Origin of the sequence: Jatrophihabitans cynanchi (assembly GCF_027247405.1) — a bacterium.
Classification (GTDB): Bacteria; Actinomycetota; Actinomycetes; order Mycobacteriales; family Jatrophihabitantaceae; genus Jatrophihabitans_B; species Jatrophihabitans_B cynanchi.
Window position 1 is genome coordinate 4,449,836 of record NZ_CP097463.1, and the last position, 25,415, is coordinate 4,475,250.

Genomic DNA, 25,415 nt, shown 5'->3' on the forward strand with positions numbered 1-25,415 from the left:
ATAAGGCGAAAGTCGGTCCAAACGGGTTGACATGTCGGGATGATGCTGTAGAATCAGACGCATGGGCGAATCCGACCAGATCGTGGTCGACGGGATCACCGTCGACCTGGTCGACCCCGCCCAATGCACCCCACTACCCACCGCCTCGGACGTGCTGCACCGGCCCGACCAGGCCGCCGGCGCGGCGAGCGTGCTGCACCCGTCCGGTGCGGTCCTGACCGCGATGGAGTCGCTGCTGCCGGGCCGGCTCTCGGACACCGGCCTGATCGACGCCCTCACCGCCTGTGACCGGCTGCGTGCGCTGGTGGATGCCAAACAGAGCGAACTGCTCGCCGAACTCGCCCACCGCGACCCCGGCGGTGAGCAGTTCCTGTGTGAGGAGGCGGCGCTCGCGCTGCACCTGGCACCGGCCACCACCCAGGAGCGCCTCCAGTGCGCCAGCGAACTGAGCTCGCGGTTGTGGGACACGTTCGAACTGCTGCGCTCGGGGTACCTGTCCGCGGTGCACGCCCGCATCCTGGCCACCGCCACCGTCGACCTACCCGATCCGGTGGCCGCGAAAGTCCAGGCCCAGGTCCTGAAGCGGGCACCCGGACAGACACCCGGTGAGTTCCGCGCCGCCGTCCGCCGCGCGATCGCCAAACACCACGCCAAGAGCCAGAACGAGAAACACCGCGCTGCGGCCGCGCAACGGCACGTGCGGCGCGAGCAGGTCGAGGACGGCATGGGCTGGCTCACCCTGTTCGCCCCGGCCGACGGCATCGAAACCGTATGGACCGCCGTCAACGCCTGGGGCACGAAGACCAGCCGCGAGGACCAGCGCACCGCCGACCAACGCCGCGCCGACGCCCTCGTCGAGATCTGCACCGCCGCCCTGGCCCTGCCCGGACTACCCACCGAACACGGACTCAAGCCCACCGTGAACGTCACCCTCGCCGCCAGCACCCTGGCCGGGACCGACAACCAACCCGGCTACCTCAACGGCGAACCCGTCCCCGCCGACATCGCCCGGCGCCTCGCCACCCAACCCGGCGCCCAGCGCCACTACTGGCCCGTCGACCAGACCGGACACCTCCTCGACACCGCCTGCCCACACGCACCCACAGCACCCACAGCACCCACAGCACCCACAGCACCCACAGCATCCACAGCATCCACGGTGCGGACCGGGCCGGTGCTCGACAGCAGCCTGATCACCCACCGCTACCACCCCACCACCACGATCACCCGGCACGTCATCACCCGCGACCAACGCTGCATCATGCCCGGCTGCCGGCGGCGCGCCCACACCTGCCAGTTGGATCACCGCACACCCTGGCCCGACGGCCCCACCAGCGTGACCAACCTCGAACCCCTCTGCAAAAGGCACCACGACCTCAAACACCACGCCCGCTGGACCCTCACCCGCACCCCCGACGGCACCTACCACTGGACCTCGGCAACCCGACACCACTACCACTACCGACCACCCGAACTACCCGTCCCCGAACCCGAACCACCGAAGCAGACCGGACCCGACCCCAACGACCAACCACCACCGTATTGACGTCAGGTGTCCGCTCACTCATGTCGACCGAACGGTCGACAGAGGTCGTCCGATCGGCGATCGATCGGCTGGCTAAGACCGGTCGACCGCCGCGACTGATCCGCCCGTTCGCCCGCTGACCTCGCGCGAGCGCAAGCCGCACTCTGCTGTATGGAGCGCAGACGCTCCGATCATGCGGGGAGCGCGAGTGACGATCCTGTGCGAGCCTGAGGCGACTGCCGCCTCGCTCCTGGCGCCGTTCCTGGGCGACGACGTGCGAATCGTTGTCAGCCTGCGCGCTGCGACGAGAGCACTCGCAGCGGATCCGGCGGAAAGACTGGTCGTCATCGGCAGCGGCGTACGCGCGGAGAACGCCCTGGAGTTCGCCGCACACGTATCACGCTCGGCGGCCGGCACGGACATCGTGCTCATGCGCGACACCGTCGACTCCGATCTGCTCAGCCGGGCCTTCGACGCCGGGATCCAGACCGTCCTGCCCACGCATGAACGCCATGCCCTCGCCGAGGCGTGCACCCGCCTGGCCGCGTCGCGCCGGCCGGCAGCCGCCCCGCCGCAGCCCGGCCCAACTGCAGCGCCGAACGGTGTCATAGTCGCCGTGGTCGCAGCCAAGGGCGGCTGCGGCAAGACCACCTTCGCAATCAACCTGGCCCTTGCCCTGAACGCGGGCGGCGAGGTCCGTGTCTGTCTCGTCGACCTCGACCTCGAGTTCGGCGACGTCGCCAGCTCGCTTCGCCTGGACGTCGAACGCACCCTGCTCGACGCGGTACCCGGCCGCGCGCTCACCAGGGCGGACATCGCAGCACTCGTCACGACGTACCACCCAGGGCTGGACTGCATCCTCGCGCCCGTCGGACCCGGCGAGGCCGAACGCGTCACGCCCGCAGTCGCCCGCGAGGCGCTCAACGCCCTCGCGCAGCTGTACGACTACATCGTCGTCGACACACCCGCGCGCATGTCGCATCACGTCCTGGCCGCTCTCGACACCGCCGACCACCACGTCCTGATCACCGTGCCAGAGGTACCCGCCGTCAAGAGCCTGCGCAGGACCCTCGACGTGCTGGACCTGCTCGGCTACCGGCGCGAGTCGCGTTCGATCGTCGTCAACCGCACCGACCCACGCGTCGTGCTCACCGCGCGCAACGTCGAGACGCTCGCCCGCAGCCCCATCGCCGGTCACATCCCGTTCAGCTGGGACGTACCCGCCTCGATCAACCACGCTGCACCGCTCGTGACCGCGGAGCCGGACCACCCGGTGAGCAAGGCGATCCGCGCGTTCGCGCGCGCCCGCATCGGCACCGGTGCCGCCGCCACGCGGCGTCCGGGTGTCCCTCGTCGATCAGTGCGGGGGTGGTCCAGGTGAGACACCACGACTGGGCGCGCGACCCGCCTTGACGCGCTGCACGGCACCTACCCAGCACGCCAGCTTCATCCCGGCGCTACTCGGCACCGGGCCACAGGACACGGCCGCCACGCGGCGACCGATCACCATTCGGGGGAACCCACCATGTACCAGCGCATTCGCAAGGCCATGAAGGAAGAAAGCGGCTTCACGCTCATCGAACTGCTCATCGTCATCGTCATCCTCGGCATCCTCGCCGCTGTGGTCGTCTTCTCGGTCCAGGGCATCACGAACCGTGGGGACGCCTCGGCTTGCAAGTCCGATGTCGCAACGGTCACCACGGCAGGCGAGGCCTACTACGCAAAGAACTCGAGCTATGCCGCAGATATTGCAGCGCTCAAGGCGGGCGGCTTCCTGCACTCGGACACCGCGGACAACGTCACTTACACCGTGACGGGCACCGGCTTCACGGCAGTCGGAGCTACCGGTAGCGCCTGCGCGGGCTTCACCTCCTAACCCGCTCCGCCGGGGAGGGCCGTCTTGGCCCTCCCCGGCATCACCACCAACGCATGCCAGGTCTTTCAGGGGGAGCCATGACCGAGGTAGGACGCCGCATCGGCGAGCGGATCGACGAGCTGCTGGAATCACTCTGGGACGCCGGCGGCACCGATCTGCTCCTGACGGTCGGCACCCCGCCACTGCTGCGCGTACACGGCGAACTGCACCCGGTCGCCGACCACCCGCCGCTGAGCGCCGAGGACACCGAGGCGCTGCTCGTCGAGCTGTTGAGCGAGGACCAGCACAAGAGCTGGCAGGTGAGCAACGAGTACGACTTTTCCTTCAGCTGGGGCGAAGAGGCGCGCATCCGCGGCAACGCCTTCACCCAGCGCGGCGTCACCGCCATCGCGCTGCGGATGATCCCCAAGGAGATTCCCGGCCTGGCCGCTCTGGGCGTCCCGCCGGTGCTCGCCCACTACGCGCGCCAGCACCAGGGCCTGGTGCTGATGACCGGCCCCACCGGCTCGGGCAAGTCCACCACGCTGGCCTCGGTCATCGACCTGATCAACACCGAGCGGGCCTGCCACATCATCACCGTCGAGGACCCGATCGAATACGTGCACAACCACAAGCGTTCGGCCGTGAACCAGCGCGAGGTCGGCACCGACACGGACAGCTTCCCGGACGCGCTGCGGTCGGTCCTGCGTGAGGACCCCGACGTGCTGCTGGTCGGTGAGATGCGCGACCTGGACTCGATCCGGTTCGCCCTGACCATCGCCGAGACCGGTCACCTGGTCTTCGCGACCTTGCACACCAACGACACCGCGCAGTCGCTCGCGCGCATGATCGACGTCTTCCCCGCCGACCAGCAGGCGCAGATCCGGGTCCAGCTCGCGAGCGCGCTCAGCTGCATCGTCTACCAGCGGCTGATCCCGCGCGTCGGTGGCGGGATGGTCGCCGCGTACGAAGTGCTGGTCGCCAACTCCGCCGTCCGCAACCTGATCAAGGAGAGCAAGACCCACCAGCTGCGGAACTCGCTCGTCACCGGGCAGCAGGACGGCATGGTGACGCTCGAGCAGTCGCTCTCCGGGCTGGTGCAGGCCGGCCTGATCAGCTACGACGACGCGGTCAAGCGCAGCCTGTACCCCAAGGACATCGAGACCCGGCCGCGGCTACGGGCCAGCGCCAGCGCCAGCGCAAGCGCATGAAGCTGCACCGCGGCCGCCACGCCGAAGCGCCGCCGCCGCAAACGCCACCAGCCCGTCCCACGGCGCCCCGCGACCTCGACGTGCGCCCCGGCGGCCGGCGTCTCGGCGAACTGATCGTCGCCGCCAATCTGGCCAGCCACGACGTCGTCGTCGCGGCGCTCGCCGAGGCCCAGCGTGCAGGCGACGGCAAGCGGCTCGGCCGCATCCTGCTCGATCGCGGCACCATCACCGACCACGACCTGGCCGAGATCCTCGCCGAGCAGCACGCCCTGCAGGTGGTCGACTTCCGCACCGTCACGCCCGACCCGGCCGCCGTCGAACTGATCACCGAGGCGATCGCACGCACCCTCGGCGCGCTGCCCATCTCGATCGGTGAGGACACCGTGCACGTCGCGGTCATGGACCCGACGCCGGAAGCGCTCGCACGGATCACCCACGCGATAGGGCGACCGGTCACCGCCGCGGTCGCCCCGACGCAGGACCTGATGCGGGCGATCGGCACCAGCTACCGGGCGCTGACCGGCGTGGACGAACGCGTCCACGAGTTCGAGGTGCGCGACGCGCTGCGGCGCGAGGCGGGCCGGCTCGACGAGGTGAACGCAAGCGACGACGCCCCGGTCGTCCAGGTGGTGCAGATGCTCGTGACCCAAGGGCTGCGCGACCGCGCGTCCGACATCCACATCGAGCCGCACGACGACCGGATCCGGGTCCGCTACCGCGTCGACGGGGCGCTGCACGACGTGCTCTCGCTGCCCGGCTCGATGGGGCCGGCCGTGGTGAGCCGGATCAAGATCCTCGCCGGGATGAACATCGTCGAGCGGCGGCGGCCGCAGGACGGCCAGATCAGCCAGCAGGTCGAGGGTCGCGACGTCGACATCCGGGTCTCGACCACAGCCGTTGTCGGCGGCGAGAAGGTCGTCATGCGGCTGCTGGACAAGAGCCGTCCGCTGTACCAGCTCGCGCAGCTCGGCATGCCGGACGACACCGCGGCCCGCTTCCGCGCGCTGCTGCACTCGCCGTACGGCATGGTGATCTGCGCCGGGCCGACGGGCAGCGGCAAGACCACCTCGCTGTACGCCTCGCTCGGCGAGCTGAACAGCCCGGAACGCAACATCATGACGATCGAGGACCCGGTCGAGTACACGTTCGCCTCGATCAACCAGATCCAGATCAACGAGGCGGCCGGGATCACCTTCGCCAACGGCCTGCGCTCGATCCTGCGGCAGGACCCGGACGTCATCCTCGTCGGCGAGGTACGCGACGTGGACACCGCCCGGATCGCGGTGCAGTCCGCCCTGACCGGCCACTTCGTCCTGTCGTCGCTGCACGCCACCGACTCGATCGCGGCGCTGTACCGCTTGCTGGACATGGGGATCGAGTCGTTCCTGGTCGCCTCGTCGGTCACGGCTGTCGTCGCGCAGCGACTCGTCCGCCGGATCTGTACGTACTGCCGCGAGCCCTACGAACCGTCACTCGAGGAGCTCGCCTTCCTGCGCGCGTTCGGCTCGGCCGCACCCGACCACGGTTTCGTCCACGGGGCGGGCTGCAACTTCTGCGCACACACCGGCTACCTCGAGCGGATCGGGGTGTACGAGCTGATGGCGATCACCGACGCGATCCGCGAGCTGGTCCTCGACCAGGGTTCGCACGACGAACTGCGCAAGCTGTGCCGCGCCGAGGGCATGCGCACCCTGCAGGAGGAGTCGATCGACCTGGTCGCCGCCGGGATCACCACGCCGGCCGAGGTCATGCGCTCGATCTACGTAGTGGAGGTCTGACATGCCCAGGTTCGCGTACGCCGCCACCACCCGCGACGGCGGGCGATCGAGCGGCGTCCAGAAGGCCGACAGCCGCGCAGCCGCCGAACTCGCCTTGTACGACAGGGAGTTGCGGGACATCCAGGTCACCGAGAAGAAGAGCCTGCTGCAGCTGGAGATCAGCGGGCCGCGCGTCAAGCGTGACGACCTGATGCACCTGTCGCGGCAGATGGCCGCGTTCATCCGGGCCGGCCTGCCGATCCTCGATGCCGTACACACCATCGGTGAGGAGTCGGAGAACTCCTCGATACGGCGGATCATGACCGACATCGAGGACGGGCTGCGCTCGGGCGAGCGGTTCTCGGACTGCCTGGACCGGCACGCCAAGATCTTCCCGGACTTCTATCGAGGGATCGTCCGCTCCGCAGAGCTCACCGGCGAGCTGGACACGGTGCTGGCCCGGCTCGCGCTGTACATCGAGCGGGACCTCGAAGCCCGGCGGAAGATCAAGTCGGCAACCATCTACCCGACCGCGGTGGCACTGATGTCGATCGTGACGATCGTGGTGCTGGCCGCGTACGTGCTGCCCAAGTTCAAGGTGTTCTTCGAGAGCCTGAACGCCAAACTGCCGCTGCCCACCCGGATGCTGCTCGCGGTCACCGACTTCCTGAGCCAGTGGTGGTGGGCCCTGCTGGTCGGCCTCGGCGTCGTGATCCTCGCGATCGTCGCCGCGCTGCAGAGCGAGGGCGGCCGGTTTGCGAAGGATCGCTTCCTGCTGGCGGTGCCGGTGCTCGGCCAGACCATCCAGTACGCGCTGGTCGAACGGTTCTGCCGGGTGCTTGCCTCGATGGTCAGCGCAGGCGTGGCGCTCCCGGAGGCGCTGCGCGTGGCGTCCGATTCGCTGCGCAATCGCGTGTACACCCGTGGGCTCGCCGGCGTGAACGAGGCGATGCTCGAAGGTGAGGGGATTGCCGCGCCGCTCGCCAAGACCGGGCTGTTCCCGCCCACCGCGTCGCAGATGCTGCGGGTCGGCGAGGAGACCGGAACCCTGGACGGGCAGCTCGAGGTCACCGCCCAGTACTACGAGACCGAGCTGGACTACAAGCTCAAGAAGCTCACCGCGCTGTTCGAGCCCGCGATCATCGTCGTCATGGGCCTGCTCGTCGGTTTCGTCGCGGTAGCGCTCGTGTCGGCGATGTACGGCATCTTCAACCAGGTCAAGGTCTGAACCATGTCCCGGCTGCAGCGCCTGAACGACGATCGGGGCGACACGCTGATCGAGGTGATCGCTGCCGTCTTCGTCCTGGGCATTGCTGCAGTCGCGATCGTGTCGGCGATGACCATGAGTGTCAAGATCTCCGACTACCACCGCAAGCAGGCCGACGCGTCCGCCGTCCTGCACAACTACGCCGAATCGCTGGTGGCCGGCTACCGGCCGTGCACGAGCGCCAACTCCCAGCCGTACACGCTCGCCGCCCGCTCCGGCTTCGCGGCCCCGTCGGTCACCGTCAGCTACTGGACCGGCACCAGCTTCGGATCCACCTCGTGCCCCGCCGGCGGTGACCCGGGCGTGCAGCGCGTGCAGCTTGCCGTGTCGAGCATCGACAGCCGCGCCAGCGAAACCCTGACCGTCGTCGTGCGGCAGCCATGAGCACCCGACGTGAGGGCGACGCGGGGTTCACCTTGATCGAGCTGCTGTTGGTCGTCGTGATCCTGGGGATCATCGCCGCTCCCCTGGCGAACGTCGTCACCAGCTTCTTCATCAACAGCGCGACCACGACCGCGCGGCTCAGCGGCTCACACGACGAGCAGCTCGCGACCGCCTACTTCGCCCAGGACGTCGCGAACCTCGGGACACGTGACCAGACCTCGCTGGTAGCCGCCCAATCGGTGTGGACCGGAGCGTTCCCGGCCGGCACCTGCGGTGCGGGCGTCGGAACGCCGGTCGTGCTCCTCGCGTGGGACGACGTCGCCTGGACCGGCTCGGCCGCACAGGCCACCGTCGACCAGGCCGCGTACGTCCTGCAAGCGGTGTCCGGCCAGACGCAGCTGCACCGGCTGTTCTGCACCGGTGCGTCGCTCACCAGCCAGAGCGTCAGCAGTGACGCAGTCATCGCCCACAACATCGTCGCGCCGTTACCCATCGTCGCGTGTGCGGGCACCGGCTGCCCGACGTCCGGGCCCACCGTGCCGGCGTCGATCACGCTGACGCTCAACCTCAGATCCAGCGACCCCGGTAACCGCGGCCAGACCCTGCAGGTGACCCTGACCGGTCAGCGGAGGCAGACATGACCCGACGCGCCCGACCCTCCGGTGACGGCGGGGTGACGCTCATCCTCGCCTTGATCATCATCACGACGATCGCCCTGGTCATCGGTGCGACGCTGTCGCTGGCGACGACCAACGTGAAAGCGACGGTGGCCCTTCGCGACCAGGCCGCGACCTCCTACTCGGCCGACGGCGCCGCCCAGGTCGCGGTGAACCAACTCCGCACCGGCACCTTCCCCGGCGCCAACTGCACGGCCACCGCGACGCAGTCCCTGCTCGGCTTCTTCCCGGCCACGTCCACCGTTGCGGCGGGCAACGCGGCCGTGCAGTGCATCCCGGATCCGGGCAACACGAGCAACGGCGGCGGGTCCAACAGCTCGCCCGGCAGCGCCATCCTGACCCTGAGTGACGGCACCGGCGGTGAGCGCGGCATCTACGTGAACACCAGCAACAACGCGAGCGTGAAGGTGAACGGCGGGATCTTCTCGGACTCCACGATCTTCCTGGAGGGGAACAAGTCCGACCTGCAGAACACCAACACCACGAACAGCTATGTGTACGCGATGGGCAACTGCTCCAGCAGCGGAACCTCGAGGATCATCAGCACGCCCGCGCCGGTGTGCAACTACAGCACGAATCCGCTGTCGGCAGTCGACCGCCGCGGCAAGGACCCCGGGACGATCACGGGCCACGGCAGCTCCTTCGACGCACCAGCAGCGCCGACCGCCAACGGCACGGTCGCTCCCGCCAGCTGCTCGGCGAAGACCGCGTTCGAGTTCCTGCCCGGGCTGTACCGCAGCGCCGCAGCCCTCAACGCGCTCACCAACGGTGCCGGCGCATGCTCCGGCAGTGTCTGGCACTTCAACCCGGGCACGTACTACTTCGACTTCACCGACCCCGGCGTGCACCAGTGGATCGTCAGCTCGGGGTTCCTGGTCGGCGGCACCGCGAACGTGAGCGGTGCGCTCACCGTCGCCAAGATCCAGAACCTGCAGAACGCCGGCCAGCCGTACTGCATCGCCCCCACCGTCGGCGGCACCACCCTCAACGGCGGCGTCAGGTTCGTCTTCGGTGGGGACAGCCGCATGTACGTCACCAAAGGCCTCGCGTCCGCGAACCCGAACGTCCAGATCTGCGCGTCGAACAGCCCGTCCGGCCCGCCGATCGCGATCTACGGGCTCAAGAGCGGCATCGGGTCCGGGGCGTTCGCGGTCGCGGCCGAGTCGGGTTGCATCACCAATACCGGCTATGTAGCTCAGGGCGGCGATGCCACGCACTGTGCGGTCGTGCAGACCACCAACGATCCGAACCCCGCGCTGACGGTGTACGGCACGACCTACGTCCCGCGAGCAGTCATCGACCTGTACCTCAACAACAATACGGTGCAGGTCTTCCGGTGGGGCCTGGTCACCCGGGCGTTGCTGGTCGGATCCACCGGCAGCACGAACCTCGCCAACGCTGTCATCGACGTCCCCAACGACGCGCCCGCGCCGTTCGCCGTGCCCAGTGTCTTGTACCTCAACGTGTTCGTGTGCACCGGGCCGAGCGCGTGCTCGACCGCAGGCACGCCGAAGCTGCGGGCGAAAGTACAGCTGTCGACGACGACGCCGACGACCGCCACCGTCCTGAGCTGGAGCCAGCAGCGCTGAGGAGGCGATGATGTCCGCGTATCCCCTGACGCTGTGGGTGATCCTCGCCGGTGCCTTCGGGCTGGCCATCGGCTCGTTCCTGAACGTGGTGATCTACCGCGTTCCGGCGGGCGAATCTGTGATCAGCCCGCCGTCACGCTGCCCGGCCTGCCGCACCCCGATCCGCAGCCGGCACAACGTGCCTGTCCTCGGCTGGCTGCTACTGCGCGGCCGGTGCGCCGACTGCGCCCACCCGATCAGCGTGCGCTACCCGCTCGTCGAGGCGATGACGGCGCTGCTCTTCGCGGTGGTCACCGTTCGCGTCGCGCAACTGCACCTCGACTCCGCGCTACCGGCGTACCTCTACCTCGTTGCGGCCGGGTTCGCCCTGGCGCTGATCGATGTCGATCACAAGCGGCTTCCGGACAAGATCGTGCTGCCGTCGTACGCGGTCGTCACCGTGCTGCTGCTGATCGCATCGGCGGCCTCGCACGACTGGTGGGCACTCGCGCGGGCCGGCATCGGTGCCGCGGCGCTCTTCGCGTTCTACTTCGCCCTTGCGTTCGGCTACCCGGCGGGCATGGGCTTCGGCGACGTGAAGCTGGCAGGCGTCCTGGGCGGCCTGCTCGGCTACCTGTCGTGGTCGGCGCTGGTCGTCGGCGCGTTCGCCGGCTTCCTGTTCGGAGCCGTCGTCGGCGCCGGGCTGCTTGCCGCCGGCCGGTGCGATCGCAAGAGTGCGATTCCGTTCGGCCCGTTCATGATCGCCGGCGCGCTGGCCGCCCTGTTCGTCGCCGAACCCCTGGCCCGCGGCTACCTGCGGCTCACCGGCCGGCTGTGACCCGCGCCTGAGCGATCGGGTTGGCACCGGACGGAGCGATCAGCCCGAGTTGGACCGACGACATCAGCGCCTGGGCCCGATTCGTCGCGCCCAGCTTCTCGTAGAGCCGCGCCACGTAGGTCTTGGCCGTGGACAGGCTGACGAACAGCGTGCCGGCGATGGCCGGCACCGACATCCCGTCCTGGAGCAGGGCCAGTACCTGCGCCTCGCGAGGACTCAGCCGCAGCCGGTCCGGAGCCTGGTCGCGATTGCGCAAAGCCTCGGCCAGGCCGGCCGCACTGAACGAAGAGGCCGCCACGGCGGAGTGCCGGATGGCGGCGAGGATCTCGGTGGCCGGCGCGAGCTTGGACACGAACGCGGACGCCCCCGTCTCCAGCGCGCGGAACAGCACGTCGTCGTGCCCGTTCGAGGTCAAGATGACGATCCCGAGATCAGCACGCAGGTCGCGCAGGTCGCGTGCCAGTGCCCAGCCGCCGTCGAGTTCGGTATCGATGCTCACCACATCCGGACGCAGCGAATGGGCCAGCTCGAATGCGGTCGACGCGCAGTCCGTTTCGCCGACCGTCTGCAGGTCAGGCTGTTCGTCGACCATTCGGGCCAGGCCGAACCGCGTTATCGGATGGCTCTCCAGAATAAGCAACCGGACCGTCATGCTTCCCCCCTGGCGCGCGGCGCGAGCAGCGGCATACCTTCCTCGTCGCTGCCCGCGCCGTGCATTTCCCCCTGTTGTCAGCCGGGCCCTCCACGTGGTAGTGGGCCAAGCCGTGCGGGGACGCTAACACCCGATCATCCGGGCAGAAAAGCGTTCGTACACGCTTTCACCGAGTGGCAGAAGTGTCGATTGACCAATTCGCGAGGTGTTTGCCGTCGGTATGCCCATATTGCTAGTTTGTTTCCGCGACAGACATCTCGGCCGCGGCGGCCGGTGATCGCGCATTTGGCACGCGAACTCCGGTTCGCCGCGCAGTCACACCCGGCGGCGCGTGCCCGATCAGCCGTGGAACGACAGCAGCGGGATCGCGGTCTCGACGGGCGTCCACGACCCGTGATAGGCGACCAGGTTGCCGACCAGGTCCGGTTCGTAACCACGCGCCAGGATCACGGTGTCGCCCTCACAGACGACGACCACATCGCCGATGCGCGCCAGGTGATCGGCCGGCACGGCGCCGAACAGCCCGCGCGCGACAGCGTCCGCGCGCAGCAAGACCGTCGCCCGCTCCCCCAGCACGCCGCGCCACGTGTCGGCGACGTCGGCAGCCGCACCGTCGACGGTGTGCAGGTAGCGCACCCGCGGTTCGCCCGCCACGACGCGTACCCCGGCGGCCAGCAGCGGATCGTCGGCCAGGTCGATCCGTGCCGACGGCGGGACGTCCAGCGCGCCGTGGTCGGCGGTGACGAGCAACGCCGCGTCGCCCGGCAGCCCGGCCACGACGCGCGAGATCAACCGGTCCACCGACCCGGCAGCGCGCTGCCACTGCGGCGAGGCGATGCCGTGCGCATGCGAGACCGAGTCCAGCGTCGGGTGGTAGCCGTACACCAGCCCCGGGCCGGCGTCGAGCTCGGCGAGGATCCCGGCGGCGAGCTCGGCGCTCCGCGCCGCTCCCACGTACCGCGGGTCCCCGTAGGCGGCCACCGTCAGCCCGCTGCCGACGAACTCCGGACGGGAGACGACGGCGGTCCGCACGCCGGCCGCAGCGGCCCGCGAGAGCAGCGACGGCACCGGCTGCCACTCCCGTGGCGGCGGGTCGTCACGCCAGCTGATGTGGGTGAGCACCCGGTCGGTGCCCGGAACGTTCAGGGTGAAGCCGAGCACACCGTGCGCGCCGGGCAGCACCCCGGTACCCAGCGTCACCAGGCTGGTCGGCGTCGTCGACGGAAAGGCGCACGCCAGCTCGGTCAGCACACCGGCGCGGCCGGCGACCGCCTCGGCCAGGATCGGCGCCGAGCGGCCGGCCTCGTCCAGCAGGTGATAGCCCAGCCCGTCCACCAGCAGCACGGCGATCCGGCGCACCTCACCGAGCCGCTCGGCCAGGCACAGCCGGTCGGCGGTGCCCGGCACGCCGAGCAGGGCGCAGGCACTGGACAGGACGTCCCGCAGGCTGCCGGTCACGAGGCGCGCTCGCGCATCAGGGCGGCGAGCCGGTCGACCGACAGCTCGGTCAGCGAGTCCACCAGCACCCGGCCCGGCCCGAGCGGGATCGGCACGTTGTGCGGCACCGCGACGACCAGGGCGCCGGCTGCCTCCGCCGCGGCGATCCCGGTGGGCGAGTCCTCGATCGCCACGCAGCTACGCGGGTCGACGCCGAGCCGCGCGGCGGCGGTCAGGTACGCCTCCGGGTGCGGCTTGCCGTCGACGACCTGGTCGCCGGTCACCACGGTGGCGAACGCGCCGGCGTGCAACCGGTCGACCACGGTGGCCGCGAGCCGCCGGTAGGACATGGTCACCAGCGCGCACGGCACGCCGCGCTGGCCCAGCTCCGTCAGCAGCTCGACGGCACCCGGACGCCACGGCACGGACGCCTCGGCGGCGCGCACCACCTCGTCCAGCAGCCGGTCGACGATCTCCTCCGGCGGCAACGGCACCGAAGCGTGCTCGCGGATGTAGACCGCCGAGTCGATCAGCGCGTTGCCGACCAGCGCGTAGGCGTGCTCGTCGGTCCATACGCCGCCGTAGGACTCGACCAGCGCGTACTCCGCGGCGATCCAGTACGGCTCGGTGTCCACGATCGTGCCGTCCATGTCGAACAGCACCGCGGCCAAATCGGGCGGACCGGCCACCTACTCGTTGTCCGAGCGGTAGCCCAGGTTCGGCGAGAGCCAGCGCTCGGCCTCGGCGACCGTCCAGCCCTTGCGCTCGGCGTACTCGGTGACCTGGTCGCGGCCGATCTGGCCGACCACGAAGTACTGCGACTGCGGGTGCGAGAAGTACCAGCCACTGACGGCGGCACCCGGCCACATCGCCATGTTGTCGGTGAGCTCGATCCCGGCGTTCGCGTGCACGTCGAGCAGGTCCCAGATCGTGCGCTTCTCGGTGTGCTCCGGGCAGGCCGGGTAGCCGGGCGCGGGGCGGATGCCGACGTACCGCTCGCCGATCAGCGCGGCGTTGTCGAGATCTTCGTCCGGCTGGTACCCCCAGAACTCCATGCGGACCCGCTGGTGCAGCCGCTCGGCGAAGGCCTCGGCCAGGCGGTCGGCGACCGACTCCAGCAGGATCGCGCTGTAGTCGTCCAGGGCCGCCTTGAACTCGGTGATCTTCTCGGTGCTGCCCAGCCCGGCCGTGACGGCGAACGCGCCCATGTAGTCGCGCAGCCCGGTGTGCTTCGGTGCCACGTAGTCGGCCAGGCTGCGGTGCGGGACGCCCGGGCGGTGCTCGGTCTGCTGGCGTAGCGAGTGCACCGTCGTGAGCACGCTCTGGCGCGACTCGTCGGTGTAGATCTCGATGTCGTCATCGACCGCGTTCGCCGGGAACAGCCCGATCACCGCGTTGGCGGTGAGCCACTTCTCCGCGATCGCCGAATCGAGCATCCGCTGCGCGTCCTCGAACAACCTGCGCGCAGCCTCGCCGGACACCGGGTGGTTCAGGATGTCCGGGTACTTGCCCTTCATCTCCCAGGCGTTGAAGAACGGCTGCCAGTCGATGAACTCGCGCAGTTCGGCCAGCGGGTAGTCGTGGAACGCCTTGACGTACTGCATCGGCGCGCTGCCTGGGTGGAAGTCGTCGGTGTGCATGTCGCGCGCCTGCTGCGCGAGCAGGTGCGGGCGCGGCGGGTGGTAGTTCGACCAGTCGATCGGCGTGCGGTCCTCGCGGGCGGCCTCGATCGGCAGGATCACCTTGGAGTTGGCGCGCGCCGCGTGGCGTTCGCGCAGCGAGTCGTAGTCGGCCTGCAACTCGGCCAACAGCGCCGGCCGCTGCTCGTCGCTGAGCAGCGCCGCGACCACCGGCACCGAGCGCGAGGCGTCCTTCACCCAGACGACCGGGCCGTGGTACTTCTTGTCCACCTTGACCGCGGTGTGTGCCCGCGAGGTCGTGGCGCCGCCGATCAGCAGCGGGATCTCCAGGCCCTGCCGCTCCATCTCGGCCGCGAAGTTGACCATCTCGTCCAGTGACGGCGTGATCAACCCGGACAGCCCGATCGCGTCGGCACCGTGCTCCTTCGCCGCGTCCAGGATCTTCTGCGCGGGCACCATCACGCCGAGATCGATCACGTCGTAGTTGTTGCACTGCAGCACTACCCCGACGATGTTCTTGCCGATGTCGTGGACGTCGCCCTTCACCGTCGCCATGACGATCGTCCCGTTGCTGCGGCCGGCGTCCTCGGGCGACTTGCCCGCCTCGATGAACGGGATCAGGTAGGCGACCGCCTTCTTCATCACCCGCGCGGACTTCACGACCTGCGGCAGGAACATCTTGCCGGAGCCGAACAGGTCACCGACCACGTTCATGCCGTCCATCAGCGGGCCCTCGATCACCTCGATCGGCTGGCCGCCGCGCTCCTCGATGAGCTGGCGCAACTCCTCGGTGTCGGTCTCGGCGAAGTCGTCGATGCCCTTGACGAGGGCGTGTGTGATCCGCTCGGCGACCGGGAGCTGGCGCCACTCCTCGTTCGCCGGTTCGATCTGGGCACCGTCGCCGGCGAATTCGGTCGCGATCTCCAGCAGCCGCTCGGTCGCGTCATTGCGGCGGTTGAGGATGACGTCCTCGATCCGCTCGCGCAGCCGCTCGTCAACCTGGTCGTAGACGGTCAGCGCGCCGGCGTTGACGATGCCCATGTCCATGCCGGCCGCGATCGCGTGGTACAGGAACACCGCGTGGATCGCCTCGCGCACCCGGTTGTTCCCGCGGAAGGAGAACGAGACGTTCGAGACCCCGCCGGAGACGAGCGCCCCGGGCAGGTTCTGCTTGATCCACCGCGTCGCCTCGATGAAGTCCACACCGTAATTGGCGTGTTCCTCGATGCCGGTCGCCACCGCGAAGATGTTCGGGTCGAAGATGATGTCCTCGGCCGGGAAGCCCACCTCGTCGACCAGGATCCGGTAGGCGCGCTCGCAGATCTGCTTGCGGCGTTCGAGGTTGTCCGCCTGGCCCTGTTCGTCGAAGGCCATCACCACGACCGCCGCGCCGTACTTGCGGCAGATGCGTGCCTCGCGGCGGAACTTGTCCTCCCCCTCCTTCATCGAGATGGAGTTGACGATCGGCTTGCCCTGCACGCAGCGCAGTCCGGCCTCGATCACCTCGAACTTGGACGAGTCGATCATGAGTGGGACGCGGCTGATGTCCGGCTCGCTGGCGATCAGCTTGACGAAGCGGTCCATCGCCGCGACACCGTCGATCATCCCTTCGTCCATGTTGACGTCGATGACCTGCGCGCCGTTCTCGACCTGCTGCCGCGCGACCGAGAGCGCGGCGGTGTAGTTGCCGTCGCGGATCAGGTTGCGGAAGCGGGCCGATCCGGTGATGTTGGTGCGCTCGCCGACGTTCACGAACAGCGACTCGGCCGTGATGGTCACCGGCTCCAGCCCGGCCAGCCGCAGCGCCTGCCGTGGCTGCGCGGGAATCCGCGGGGCCATCCCGGAGACCGCGGCGGCGATCTCCGCGACGTGCGCGGGAGTCGTGCCGCAGCAGCCGCCCAGGATGTTCACCAGTCCGCTGCCGGCGAACTCCTTGACGATCTCGGCGGTCTGCGCGGGCAGCTCGTCGTACTCGCCGAACGCGTTCGGCAGCCCGGCGTTGGGGTAGCACGACACGAAGCAGTCGGCCACCCGGCCCAGCTCGGCCAGATACGGCCGCATCTCCGCCGCGCCGAGCGCGCAGTTCAAGCCGACCACGAGCGGGCGGGCGTGGCGCACCGAGTTCCAGAACGCCTCGGTCACCTGCCCGGACAGGGTGCGCCCGGATGCGTCGGTGATCGTCCCGGAGATGAACACCGGCCACCGGCGCTCGCGCTGCTCGAACAGCGTTTCCAGCGCGAAGATCGCTGCCTTCGCGTTCAGCGTGTCGAAGATCGTCTCGATCAGCAGGACGTCCGCCCCGCCGTCGACGAGCCCGTTCGCCTGCTCCAGGTAGGCCTCGACGAGCTCGGTGTAGCTGACGTTGCGGGCACCCGGGTCGTTGACGTCCGGCGAGATGGACGCCGTGCGGTTGGTGGGGCCGAGCGCGCCCGCAACGTACCGCGGCCGGCTCGGATCTGCCGCGGTCGCGGCGTCGCAAGCGGCACGCGCCAGCCGCGCAGCCTCACGGTTCAGCTCGTAGGCGAGGTCCTGCATGCCGTAGTCGGCGAGCGAGATGCGCTGGGCGTTGAACGTGTTCGTCTCGATGATGTCCGCGCCGGCGTCCAGGTACGTGCGGTGGATCGTGCTGATCGCCTCGGGCTGGGTGAGCGTGAGCAGGTCGTTGTTGCCCTTGAGGTCACCCGGCCAGTCGGCGAAGCGCGCACCGCGGTACTCGTCCTCGCCGAACTGGGACTGTTGGATCATCGTGCCCATGGCCCCGTCGAGGATCAGGATGCGGGACGTCAACGCGGCGGTGAGCGCTTGCGTCGCGTCGGGACGGAGCGACGAGGCTTCGGGCACGGAACGGATCCCCAGTACGAGTAGGTGAGGTGAGCGTCCAGCATACGGTCAGCGGCTGCACGGTTACGGCTCAGTATCGCCGCGTGTGCAGGAGGTCGCATCCTGAAGCGGGCGCGGCTGGCCCTGGCACGGCGCGGCACGGTCGTAGGCTGGGCGAATGGACGATGCGGGCTGGCCGACGCTGACCAATCCCGTGGTGGTTGCCGCGTTCGAGGGCTGGAACGATGCAGGCGACGCGGCTACGGGCGCCGTCGAGCATCTGGAGCTGGTGTGGGACGCCGAGCAGCTCACCGAGATCGGGCCCGACGACTACTACGACTTCCAGGTCAACCGGCCGACGGTGTCGCTGGTCGATGGCGTGACCCGGCGCATCACCTGGCCGACGACGCGGTTCTCGGTGTGCCGGCCGCCGGGTGCCGAGTTCGACGTGGTGCTGATCCGCGGCATCGAGCCGAACATGCGCTGGCGCGAGTTCTGCGCCGAGCTGCTCGCGGTGCTCAACGAGGTGGGGGTGCAGCACGTCGTGACGCTCGGTGCGTTGCTGTCGGACACGCCGCACACCCGGGCGACGCAGGTCAGCGGAACCGCGTACGACGCCGAGTCCGCCGCACGGTACGGCCTGGAGAACTCGCGGTACGAGGGGCCGACCGGCATCGTCGGGGTGTTGCAGGACGCGTGCGTCGGGATCGGCATCCCGGCGATCTCGTTCTGGGCCGGCGTGCCGCACTACGTGTCGCAGCCGCCGAACCCCAAGGCCACGCTCGCCCTGCTGCACGCGGTCGAGGAGGTGCTCGACCTGCCCGTCCCGCTGGCCGAGCTGCCCCAGCAGGCCGACGAGTGGCAGAAGCTGGTGGACGAGATGGCCGCCGAGGACGACGAGGTCACCGAGTACATCCGCAACCTGGAAGAACGCGACGACGAGATCGACCGCACCGAGTTGAAGGCGACCTCGGGCGACGCGATCGCGCGCGAGTTCGAGCGCTACCTACGGCGCCGCGACCGCGGGCACGGCGGTTCCGGCGGTCATGCCGGGCCCGGCGGGCACGGCTGAGCCGTCGCGGTCAGGCCGGCCGGACCGCGACGCCGAGCAGGGCGTCCACCAGGTCACGCACCAGACCCGGCGCGCCCTCGTCCTCGCCCCCGCCGCCCAGGGCCCGCTCGGCCCACCCGTCGATCGCGGCGAGCGCGCCGGCGGTGTCCAGGTCGTCGCTGAGCCGGTCGCGGACCTCGCCGAGCAGGGTCAGGGCATCGGGCCCGGCGTCCACCGCCACGGCCGAGCGCCAGCGCGCCAACCGGGCCTCCGCCGCCGGCAGCCGTCCTCCGGTCCACTCGCGGTCGGCGCGGTAGTGGCCGTCCAGCAACGCCAGCCGGACCGCCATCGGATCCACCCCCGCGGCCCGCAGCTTGGACACGAGCACCAGGTTGCCGCGGGACTTGCTCATCTTCTCCCCGTCCAACCCGATCATCCCGGCGTGCACGTAGTGCCGCGCGAACGGGTGCTCACCGGTGAGCGCCTCGGCGTGCGCCGCCGAGTGCTCGTGGTGCGGGAAGATCAGGTCCGAGCCGCCGCCCTGGACGTCGAAGGACATCCCGAGCCGGTTCAGCGCGATCACCGAGCACTCGATGTGCCAGCCGGGCCGCCCGGCGCCGAGCGGCGTGTCCCAGTACGGCTCGGTCGGCCGCTGGCCCCGCCAGAGCAAGGAGTCCAGCGGGTCCCGTTTGCCGACGTGCTGTGGATCGCCGCCGCGCTCGCCGAACAGCCGCAGCATCTGCTCACGGTCGTAGCCCGACTCGTAGCCGAAGTGTCCGCTGGCGGTGATGTCGTAGTAGATGTCGGTACCGACGTGGTAGGCGGCGCCGCTGTCGAGCAGCCGGGCGATCGCCTCGGTCAGCTCCGGCACCGACTCGACCGCGCCGATGAACTCGTCCGGCGGCAGCACCCGCAGGGCGGTCATGTCGTCGCGGAACAGTTCGATCTCGCGCTGTGCCAGGTGCATCCAGTTCTCGCCGGTGTGCGCCGCACGCTCCAGCAGCGGGTCGTCGACATCGGTCACGTTCTGCACGTACTTGACCGCGTGGCCGGCGTCACGCCACACCCGCTGCACGAGATCGAACGCCAGGTAGGTCGCGGCATGGCCCAGGTGCGTCGCGTCGTACGGCGTGATGCCGCAGACGTACATCCGCGCGACATCGCCGGGTTCGGTGGGCCGGATCTCGCCGGCGGCGGTGTCGAAGAGCCGCAGCGCCGGTCCCGTGCCGGTCAGCGTCGGGACAGGTGGCGCGGGCCAGGCATCCATACCGTCAACTTATCGGGCAGACTCTCCCGGGTGAGCGCCTACCTCGTGTCAGAGAGCAAGGTCATCGCGGCACCGGCCCGGCGATTGTTCGACATCGTCGCCGATCCGGCGATGCATCCGGTGATGGACGGGTCGGGCTCGGTGCAGGCGTCGCGCTCCGGCGGCCCGACGCGGCTGGAGCTGGGGTCGAAGTTCGGGATGGACATGAAGCTGGGCGCCCCGTACAAGATCACCAACACGGTGATCGAGTTCGACGAGCCGAACGTGATCGCCTGGCGGCACTTCAACGGCCACGTGTGGCGCTATCTGTTCGAACCCGTCGACGGCGGCACCCGCGTCACCGAGCAGTGGGACGCGCGGCCGGCGAAGAACCGGCTGTTCCTGCGCATCTCGGGCTTTCCGGCGCGCAACCGGGCCGGCATCATCGCGACGCTGGACAAGCTGGCCGAACTGGCCGCGACCGGCTGAGGCTCACAGCGGCGGCCAGGGCACCGGCGGCCAGTCGCCGGACGGTTCCGGGTGCCGGCCGGTCGCCAGCAGGTCGTCGACCCGGCGAATGGTGCGCTGCACCTCGCCGGTGGTGAGCAGCTCGCGCAGCCGCTCGCCGAGCCCGCGGTCCAGCGCGGCGCGCAGCTCGATCAGGTCGTCCAGGAGGTGTTCCGGAATCGGCCTGCCGGCCCACTGCCAGAGCACGGTGCGCAGCTTGTTCTCGACGTGGAAGCTCACGCCGTGATCGACGCCGTAGACCGTGCCGCTCGCGGTCGGCAGCAGGTGCCCGCCCTTGCGGTCGGCGTTGTTGACCACCGCGTCGAACACGGCGATGCGGCGCAGTGCGGCGGAGTCACGGCGGCGCGCCAGGCGCAGTTGGTCGACGCTCTCGTCCGTCTCGATCCACAGCTGCACCATGCCGGGACCGGCCGGCCCGTCGCGGTAGACGGTTGGTGGCACGATCGACCAGCCGGACGCCGCCGACACCTCATAGGCGGCGACCTCGCGCTCGGCCAGCGTGCCGTCCGGGAAGTCCCAGAGCGGCCGCTCCCCCGCCACCGGCTTGTAGACGCAGGCCGCGCTCACCCCGTCGGCGCTGACCGAGCAGTACAAGGTGGCGTTGGACGCGTCGACCAGCCGGCCCTCGACCTCCAGCTCGCCGCGGCGCAGCAGCTCGAGCGCGGCCGCGTCGGGCAGGACGAGCGGCGGCGTCAGCCCGTCGGGGATCACGGAGCCGGTGTGGGCGCGCGGTGGTACCCGTTCTGCCGCGGGCAGATGTGTCCGGCCGGGTCGAGCGGCTGCCCGCACAGCGGGCAGCTCTCGCGGCCGGCCGCGAGCACGAGGCGGGCCCGCTGCACGAAGGCCCGCGCCCGGTTCGGTTCGATGCGCACCCGCAGCGCGTCCGGCCCGTCATCGACGTCCTCCAGCAGCGTCTCCTCGGCGACCTCGGGGTCCTCGGCCGCGCTCTGTGCCTCGATCACGACCAGGCCGGTGTCCCCGTCCCAGGCCAGCGCCATCGCGCTGACCCGGAACTCCTCGTCGATCGGGATCTCCAGCGCCTCGGTGTCCGGCTCGGACGCCGGCAGCGCGGTGCCGGTGCGGGTGACGATCTCGTCGAGTAGCTGCTCGAGCCGGTCGGCAAGGACCGCGACCTGCTGCTTCTCCAGTGCCACCGACACGATCCGCCCGTCGTCGGCCGCCTGGAGGAAGAAGGTGCGGTCGCCGGGCTCGCCGACGGTGCCGGCGACGAAGCGGCGGGGACGGTCGAAGTGGAACAGTTGGCGCGCCATGATGGTCGTGAATTCTAGTCGTCAGACCTGGCCGCTGCCCGCGCCGCCGCCCACCGTGGCGTCGGCTGCCTTGCGGCGGCGCCCCTTGCGGGCCGGCGGCACGAACGCGGTCAGGTCGGCACCGACGTCGTTCGAGCGCAGCACGTAGGGACGGGTGTCGGTATAGCGGACGACCGATACCGAGCACGGATCGACCACGATGCGCTGGAACTGGTCCAGGTGCAGGCCGAGCGCGTCGGCGAGGATCGCCTTGATCACGTCGCCGTGGCTGCAGGCGACCCAGATCGCGTCCCCCCCGAGCCGCGCGTCCCAGTCGCGGACGGCGGCCACGGCGCGTGCGGAGACGTCGGTCATCGCCTCGCCGTCGGGGAACCGAGCCGCCGACGGCTGGGTCTGCACGATCTTCCAGACCGGGTCCTTGGTCAACTCCTTGATCGGACGGCCGGTCCAGCTGCCGTACCCGCATTCGATGATCCGCTCGTCGACGTGCCACTGCGGCGCGCGCCCGGCCGCCTGTTGCGCGTCGCGGATGAACCCGGCCGTATCGGTGCACCGCTCCAGCGGGCTGGTAACGATCGCCGCGACCGGCAGCGCCGCGATGCGTTCGGCGACCGCGGCGGCCTGCTTCTGCCCGCGCTCGTCCAGGTGCACGCCCGGGGTCCGCCCGGTCAGCACCGGCCCGGTCTGCGCGGTCAGCCCGTGACGCACGAGCAGCAGGGTGGACATCTACTTGGTGGCGGACAGGACGCCGGTGCTGAGCAGCACGATCAACAGCACACCGAGGGCGATCCGGTAGTAGATGAAGATGAACGTGGAGTGGTTCGCCAGCCAGCGCATCAGCCAGTGGATCGAGGCCAGGCCCACCACGAACGCGACCACCACCGCGACGCCGATCAGGCCGGCACCCGGGCTGTTCTCGTGCTTGCTCCCCATCCGCGCGGCCTCATACAGCCCGGACAGCACTACCGCCGGGATGGACAGCAGGAACGAGAACCGCGCCGCCGCCTCGCGGGTGAGTCCACGGAACAGGCCGGCGGTGATCGTGGTACCCGAGCGGGACGCGCCCGGGATCAGCGCGAGCGCCTGCGCGGTGCCGACCACGACCGCGTCGGCCGTGGTGATCTGCTCCTCGACCCGGTCGCGCCGGCCGACCTTCTCCGCCGCGAACAGCAGCACGGCCAGGCCGATCAGCGCGCCCGCGATCAGCCACAGGTTGCGCGCCCCGGTCTCGATCTGGTCGCTGAAGATCAGCCCGAACACGCTGACCGGGACGGTCGCGAGGATCAGGTACCAGCCCATCCGGTACTCCAGCGAGCCGCGCACGCTGCGGTCGTACAGCCCGCGGATCCAGGCGACGGTGACGTGCAGCAGTTCGCGCCAGAAGTACACGACGATCGCGAGTGTCGTGCCCAGTTGCACGACCGCGGTGAAGGCCGCGCCCGGGTCGTTCGTCGAGCCGCCGTAGAAGTGCCAGCCGAAGATCGCGGGAACGATGCGCAGGTGGGCGGTGGACGAGATGGGCAGGAACTCGGTCAGCCCCTGGACCAGCCCGAGGACGAGCGCTTGAAGCAGCGTCATTCGGCCAGGCCAGCCTGCTCCAGGGCCGCGACGGCCACCTGCAGCGTGCGCAGCCGATCGTCGATGCCTTCGCCGTAGGGCACGATCGACAAGGTGGTGACGCCCGCCGCGGCGAACCCGGCCATCCGTTCGGCGATGCGCGCCGGCGGACCGAGGAGCGAGGTGGCGTCGACGAACTCCGCCGGGACGGCAGCGGCGGCCGCCTCGTAGTCGCGCCGCAGGTAGTGATCCTGGATCGCCGCGGCCTGCTCGCCGTAGCCCATCCGCACCGCGAGCGCGTTGTAGAAGTTCTGCTCGCGGCTGCCCATGCCGCCGATGTAGAGGGCGTTGTAGTTGCGCACGGGGGCGGCTGCTTGGGCGAGGTCCTCGTGCACGCTCAGCGGCACGGTTGGGACGAGGTCGAACCCGTCGAGCGTCTTGCCGGCCCTGGCCCGCCCCGCCGCCAGGTGGGTACGGATCTCGTCGGCGTGCTCCGGTGCGAACAGCACGCCGAGCCAGCCGTCGGCGATCTCGCCGGTGAGTTCGAGGTTCTTCGGGCCGATCGAGGCGAGGTAGATCGGGATGTGCTCGCGAGCCGGGTGCACGGTGAGCTGCAGTGCCTTGCCCGGCCCGTCCGGAAGCGGCAGCTGATAGGTCTGGCCGTCGTACCGTACGCGCTTGCGAGCCAGCGCCAGGTTCACGATGTCGACGTACTCGCGGGTGCGGGCGAGCGGCTTGGCGAACCGCACGCCGTGCCAGCCTTCGGACACCTGCGGGCCGGACACGCCGAGACCGAGCCGGAACCGGCCGCCGGACAGGCTGTCCAGGGTGGCGGCGGTCATCGCGGCCATCGCCGGGGTGCGCGCGGGGATCTGCAGGATCGCGCTGCCGACATCGACGTGCGCGGTCTGCGCGGCGACCCAGGTGAGCACGGTGACCGCGTCCGAGCCGTACGCCTCGGCCGCCCACACGACGGAGAAGCCCAGCCGGTCGGCCTCCTGGGCGAGCACGAGATTGTCCTTGTCCGTGCCCATGCCCCAATAACCGAGGTTCAGTCCCAGCTTCACCGCGCCACCATAGCGAGCACCCCGCGCCGGGTCCCGGCGGCGAGCCGGTAGTTTCGCGGCGTGAAGCAGCGCAGCGTGGGCAACAGCGGGCTCAAGGTCAGTGATCTCGGTCTCGGCACGATGACCTGGGGGGTGGAGACCGACGCGGACGAGGCCGCCGCCCAACTGGTCGCCTTCCACGACGCGGGCGGGACGCTGGTCGACACGGCGGCCTCGTACGCCTACGGCGAGACCGAACGGCTGGTCGGCCAGCTGCTCGCCGACGTCGTCCCGCGCGCCGACCTGACGATCGCGACGAAGGCGGGCATCGCGCGCCTCCCGGACGGGCGCCGGATCGTGGACTGCTCGCGCGGCGCGCTGCTGCGGCAGCTGGACAACTCGCTGCGCGCGCTCGGCACCGACTACGTCGACCTGTGGTACGTGCACTGGGTCGATGACACCGCCCCGTTCGAGGAGACGCTGTCCGCGCTGGACGCCGCGGTCGCCGCCGGCAAGGTGCGCTACGCCGGGGTGTCCAACTACTGCGGCTGGCGGCTCGGGCGCGCGGTCACCTGGCAGCGCGCGGTGCCCGGCCGCGCGCCCGTGGTCGCCGACCAGGTGCGCTACTCGCTGCTGGATCGCGGTGTCGAGCGCGAGGTGGTGCCGGCTGCCGCCGCGCTCGGCGTGGGGCTGCTGCCCTGGTCGCCGCTCGGTGGCGGCGTGCTCACCGGCAAGTACCGCGCCGGCGTCCCGGCCGACTCGCGGGCCTCGGCCTCGTCCCGCGCGTTGCCGATCGACCAGCGCCCGCAGGCCGCCGGCATCGTGGAGGCCGTGGCCACCGCGGCGGACGGGCTGGCCACCTCCGCCGTCGCGGTCGCGCTGGCCTGGCTGCGCGACCGTCCCGGCGTGACCGCGCCGATCCTCGGCGCCCGCACGCTCGGCCAGCTCACGGCCGCGCTCGCCTGCGACACGCTCGACCTGCCCGCCGAGATCCGCGACGCGCTCGATGACGTCTCGGCCCCGCCGGTCGGTTACCCGGAGGACGTCAGCTGAGCCCGGACCCGGTCTTCGTCGCGTTCTGCGAC

The 25,415-nt window shown here is 70.2% G+C and carries 23 protein-coding genes; 13 read left to right on the forward strand and 10 right to left on the reverse strand.

All coding sequences use genetic code 11. The features are described 5' to 3' along the window. Nucleotides 1-61: 61 nt before the first annotated feature. From M6B22_RS21645 to M6B22_RS21690, 10 genes are all read left to right on the forward strand, one after another. A complete protein-coding gene (locus tag M6B22_RS21645; RefSeq protein ID WP_269443642.1) occupies nt 62-1,546 on the forward strand; it encodes an HNH endonuclease signature motif containing protein in 1,485 nt (494 codons plus the stop codon). A gap of 172 nt (nt 1,547-1,718) precedes the next feature. Next, on the forward strand, nt 1,719-2,906 hold the full coding sequence (locus tag M6B22_RS21650; RefSeq protein WP_269443643.1) for an AAA family ATPase: 1,188 nt from the start codon (nt 1,719-1,721) through the stop codon (nt 2,904-2,906). 144 nt (nt 2,907-3,050) lie between these two features. Further along, nucleotides 3,051-3,401, forward strand: coding sequence for a type IV pilin protein (locus tag M6B22_RS21655; RefSeq protein WP_269443644.1), 351 nt, complete (start codon nt 3,051-3,053; stop codon nt 3,399-3,401). A gap of 77 nt (nt 3,402-3,478) precedes the next feature. After that, on the forward strand, nt 3,479-4,591 hold the full coding sequence (locus M6B22_RS21660; protein WP_269443645.1) for a type IV pilus twitching motility protein PilT: 1,113 nt from the start codon (nt 3,479-3,481) through the stop codon (nt 4,589-4,591). Further along, nucleotides 4,588-6,369 (forward strand): GspE/PulE family protein, encoded by a 1,782-nt coding sequence (locus tag M6B22_RS21665; protein ID WP_269443646.1) that lies wholly within the window; start codon nt 4,588-4,590, stop codon nt 6,367-6,369. The genes M6B22_RS21660 and M6B22_RS21665 overlap by 4 nt, the downstream gene beginning before the upstream one ends. 1 nt (nt 6,370) lies before the next feature. Continuing rightward, on the forward strand, nt 6,371-7,576 hold the full coding sequence (locus tag M6B22_RS21670; protein ID WP_269443647.1) for a type II secretion system F family protein: 1,206 nt from the start codon (nt 6,371-6,373) through the stop codon (nt 7,574-7,576). 3 nt (nt 7,577-7,579) lie between these two features. Continuing rightward, a complete protein-coding gene (locus tag M6B22_RS21675) occupies nt 7,580-7,999 on the forward strand; it encodes a type IV pilus modification PilV family protein (protein ID WP_269443648.1) in 420 nt (139 codons plus the stop codon). Continuing rightward, on the forward strand, nt 7,996-8,640 hold the full coding sequence (locus M6B22_RS21680; RefSeq protein ID WP_269443649.1) for a PulJ/GspJ family protein: 645 nt from the start codon (nt 7,996-7,998) through the stop codon (nt 8,638-8,640). The genes M6B22_RS21675 and M6B22_RS21680 overlap by 4 nt, the downstream gene beginning before the upstream one ends. Further along, nucleotides 8,637-10,265: a hypothetical protein gene (locus M6B22_RS21685; RefSeq protein WP_269443650.1), complete on the forward strand. Its 1,629-nt coding sequence runs from the start codon at nt 8,637-8,639 to the stop codon at nt 10,263-10,265. The genes M6B22_RS21680 and M6B22_RS21685 overlap by 4 nt, the downstream gene beginning before the upstream one ends. Nucleotides 10,266-10,275: 10 nt before the next feature. Beyond that, the gene (locus M6B22_RS21690; RefSeq protein ID WP_269443651.1) at nt 10,276-11,082 is read left to right on the forward strand and encodes a prepilin peptidase; all 807 of its coding nucleotides are present in this window, start codon (nt 10,276-10,278) and stop codon (nt 11,080-11,082) included. On the opposite strand, the gene M6B22_RS21695 is transcribed toward M6B22_RS21690, so the two are convergent. The 4 genes from M6B22_RS21695 to metH all read right to left on the reverse strand — a co-directional run bounded on the left by M6B22_RS21695 (nt 11,066) and on the right by metH (nt 17,652). Then, nucleotides 11,066-11,734 carry a response regulator transcription factor gene (locus M6B22_RS21695; protein ID WP_269443652.1) on the reverse strand — a complete coding sequence of 223 codons (669 nt, stop codon included), beginning with the start codon at nt 11,732-11,734 and terminating at the stop codon, nt 11,066-11,068. The genes M6B22_RS21690 and M6B22_RS21695 overlap by 17 nt on opposite strands. Nucleotides 11,735-12,073: 339 nt before the next feature. After that, nucleotides 12,074-13,192: an alkaline phosphatase family protein gene (locus tag M6B22_RS21700; protein WP_269443653.1), complete on the reverse strand. Its 1,119-nt coding sequence runs from the start codon at nt 13,190-13,192 to the stop codon at nt 12,074-12,076. Then, nucleotides 13,189-13,860: an HAD family hydrolase gene (locus M6B22_RS21705; protein ID WP_269443654.1), complete on the reverse strand. Its 672-nt coding sequence runs from the start codon at nt 13,858-13,860 to the stop codon at nt 13,189-13,191. Before M6B22_RS21705 ends, M6B22_RS21700 begins: the two co-directional genes overlap by 4 nt. Then, on the reverse strand, nt 13,861-17,652 hold the full coding sequence (gene metH / locus M6B22_RS21710) for a methionine synthase (RefSeq protein ID WP_269443655.1): 3,792 nt from the start codon (nt 17,650-17,652) through the stop codon (nt 13,861-13,863). 157 nt (nt 17,653-17,809) lie between these two features. Here metH and M6B22_RS21715 point away from each other — a divergent pair, with 157 nt between their 5' ends. Next, a complete protein-coding gene (locus M6B22_RS21715; protein WP_269443656.1) occupies nt 17,810-18,703 on the forward strand; it encodes a PAC2 family protein in 894 nt (297 codons plus the stop codon). A 10-nt stretch (nt 18,704-18,713) separates the two neighbouring features. Here M6B22_RS21715 and mshC read toward each other — a convergent pair whose 3' ends face one another. Next, entirely contained in the window at nt 18,714-19,949 is a 1,236-nt protein-coding gene (mshC, locus tag M6B22_RS21720; RefSeq protein ID WP_269443657.1) for a cysteine--1-D-myo-inosityl 2-amino-2-deoxy-alpha-D-glucopyranoside ligase, read from the reverse strand. 30 nt (nt 19,950-19,979) lie between these two features. Here mshC and M6B22_RS21725 point away from each other — a divergent pair, with 30 nt between their 5' ends. Next, nucleotides 19,980-20,417: an SRPBCC family protein gene (locus tag M6B22_RS21725; protein WP_269443658.1), complete on the forward strand. Its 438-nt coding sequence runs from the start codon at nt 19,980-19,982 to the stop codon at nt 20,415-20,417. 3 nt (nt 20,418-20,420) lie between these two features. On the opposite strand, the gene M6B22_RS21730 is transcribed toward M6B22_RS21725, so the two are convergent. The 5 genes from M6B22_RS21730 to M6B22_RS21750 are packed head-to-tail and all read right to left on the reverse strand — an operon-like array spanning nt 20,421 to nt 24,351. Then, nucleotides 20,421-21,167, reverse strand: coding sequence for an SCO1664 family protein (locus M6B22_RS21730; protein WP_269443659.1), 747 nt, complete (start codon nt 21,165-21,167; stop codon nt 20,421-20,423). Continuing rightward, nucleotides 21,164-21,727 (reverse strand): DUF3090 family protein, encoded by a 564-nt coding sequence (locus M6B22_RS21735; protein ID WP_269443660.1) that lies wholly within the window; start codon nt 21,725-21,727, stop codon nt 21,164-21,166. Before M6B22_RS21735 ends, M6B22_RS21730 begins: the two co-directional genes overlap by 4 nt. A gap of 21 nt (nt 21,728-21,748) precedes the next feature. Then, on the reverse strand, nt 21,749-22,453 hold the full coding sequence (locus M6B22_RS21740) for an MSMEG_4193 family putative phosphomutase (protein ID WP_269443661.1): 705 nt from the start codon (nt 22,451-22,453) through the stop codon (nt 21,749-21,751). Beyond that, nucleotides 22,454-23,305 carry an undecaprenyl-diphosphate phosphatase gene (locus M6B22_RS21745; protein ID WP_269443662.1) on the reverse strand — a complete coding sequence of 284 codons (852 nt, stop codon included), beginning with the start codon at nt 23,303-23,305 and terminating at the stop codon, nt 22,454-22,456. Then, entirely contained in the window at nt 23,302-24,351 is a 1,050-nt protein-coding gene (locus M6B22_RS21750) for an LLM class F420-dependent oxidoreductase (RefSeq protein ID WP_269443663.1), read from the reverse strand. Before M6B22_RS21750 ends, M6B22_RS21745 begins: the two co-directional genes overlap by 4 nt. A 60-nt stretch (nt 24,352-24,411) precedes the next feature. Between M6B22_RS21750 and M6B22_RS21755 the strand changes: the two genes are divergently transcribed. Then, nucleotides 24,412-25,383 (forward strand): aldo/keto reductase, encoded by a 972-nt coding sequence (locus M6B22_RS21755; RefSeq protein ID WP_269443664.1) that lies wholly within the window; start codon nt 24,412-24,414, stop codon nt 25,381-25,383. The last annotated feature ends 32 nt before the right edge of the window (nt 25,384-25,415 follow it).

Excerpts from the sequence above, each read along its gene's own strand:
- M6B22_RS21745 (WP_269443662.1), bottom strand. The coding sequence starts at position 23,305 with ATGACGCTGCTTCAAGCGCTCGTCCTCGGGCTGGTCCAGGGGCTGACC.
- M6B22_RS21695 (WP_269443652.1), bottom strand. The coding sequence starts at position 11,734 with ATGACGGTCCGGTTGCTTATTCTGGAGAGCCATCCGATAACGCGGTTC.
- M6B22_RS21665 (WP_269443646.1), top strand. The coding sequence starts at position 4,588 with ATGAAGCTGCACCGCGGCCGCCACGCCGAAGCGCCGCCGCCGCAAACG.
- M6B22_RS21670 (WP_269443647.1), top strand. The coding sequence starts at position 6,371 with ATGCCCAGGTTCGCGTACGCCGCCACCACCCGCGACGGCGGGCGATCG.
- M6B22_RS21645 (WP_269443642.1), top strand. The coding sequence starts at position 62 with ATGGGCGAATCCGACCAGATCGTGGTCGACGGGATCACCGTCGACCTG.
- M6B22_RS21740 (WP_269443661.1), bottom strand. The coding sequence starts at position 22,453 with ATGTCCACCCTGCTGCTCGTGCGTCACGGGCTGACCGCGCAGACCGGG.
- M6B22_RS21715 (WP_269443656.1), top strand. The coding sequence starts at position 17,810 with ATGGACGATGCGGGCTGGCCGACGCTGACCAATCCCGTGGTGGTTGCC.
- M6B22_RS21685 (WP_269443650.1), top strand. The coding sequence starts at position 8,637 with ATGACCCGACGCGCCCGACCCTCCGGTGACGGCGGGGTGACGCTCATC.
- M6B22_RS21655 (WP_269443644.1), top strand. The coding sequence starts at position 3,051 with ATGTACCAGCGCATTCGCAAGGCCATGAAGGAAGAAAGCGGCTTCACG.
- M6B22_RS21660 (WP_269443645.1), top strand. The coding sequence starts at position 3,479 with ATGACCGAGGTAGGACGCCGCATCGGCGAGCGGATCGACGAGCTGCTG.
- M6B22_RS21650 (WP_269443643.1), top strand. The coding sequence starts at position 1,719 with ATGCGGGGAGCGCGAGTGACGATCCTGTGCGAGCCTGAGGCGACTGCC.
- M6B22_RS21680 (WP_269443649.1), top strand. The coding sequence starts at position 7,996 with ATGAGCACCCGACGTGAGGGCGACGCGGGGTTCACCTTGATCGAGCTG.
- mshC (WP_269443657.1), bottom strand. The coding sequence starts at position 19,949 with ATGGATGCCTGGCCCGCGCCACCTGTCCCGACGCTGACCGGCACGGGA.
- M6B22_RS21735 (WP_269443660.1), bottom strand. The coding sequence starts at position 21,727 with ATGGCGCGCCAACTGTTCCACTTCGACCGTCCCCGCCGCTTCGTCGCC.
- M6B22_RS21675 (WP_269443648.1), top strand. The coding sequence starts at position 7,580 with ATGTCCCGGCTGCAGCGCCTGAACGACGATCGGGGCGACACGCTGATC.
- M6B22_RS21690 (WP_269443651.1), top strand. The coding sequence starts at position 10,276 with ATGTCCGCGTATCCCCTGACGCTGTGGGTGATCCTCGCCGGTGCCTTC.